This window comes from Citrobacter sp. VF227, assembly GCF_052950715.1.
The window spans coordinates 1-457 of the sequence record NZ_JBRFVF010000445.1; the positions used below are offsets into that span (position 1 = coordinate 1).

Genomic DNA, 457 nt, shown 5'->3' on the forward strand with positions numbered 1-457 from the left:
GGAAGGACAAAGTGATGAATGAGACGGCCATGCACGCAACAGAGCAAGACAAGGTAGAGAACATAGGTCTACTTGAAGCATTCTTATTCTGGCTGAAACTAGGTTTCATCAGCTTTGGGGGCCCGGCCGGGCAGATCTCGATCATGCACCAGGAGCTGGTGGAGCGGCGGCGCTGGATCTCGGAGCGCCGTTTCCTGCATGCGTTGAACTACTGCATGCTCCTGCCAGGCCCGGAGGCTCAGCAACTGGCCACCTATATCGGCTGGCTCATGCATCGCACTTGGGGTGGGGTGATCGCCGGCGTACTGTTTGTGCTGCCCTCACTGTTCATCCTGATCGCCCTGTCCTGGGTCTACATCGCTTTCGGCGAAGTGCCGGTGGTGGCGGGATTGTTTTACGGTATCAAACCCGCCGTCACCGCCATCGTTGTTCAGGCTGCCCACCGTATCGGTTCACG

The 457-nt window shown here is 58.0% G+C and carries 1 protein-coding gene; it reads left to right on the forward strand.

Annotated elements, in window-relative coordinates; translation table 11 throughout:
• Positions 1 to 29: 29 nt before the first annotated feature.
• The coding region (locus ACU8YC_RS27245; protein WP_446896295.1) for a chromate transporter at positions 30 to 457 on the forward strand (428 nt) is incomplete at its 3' end.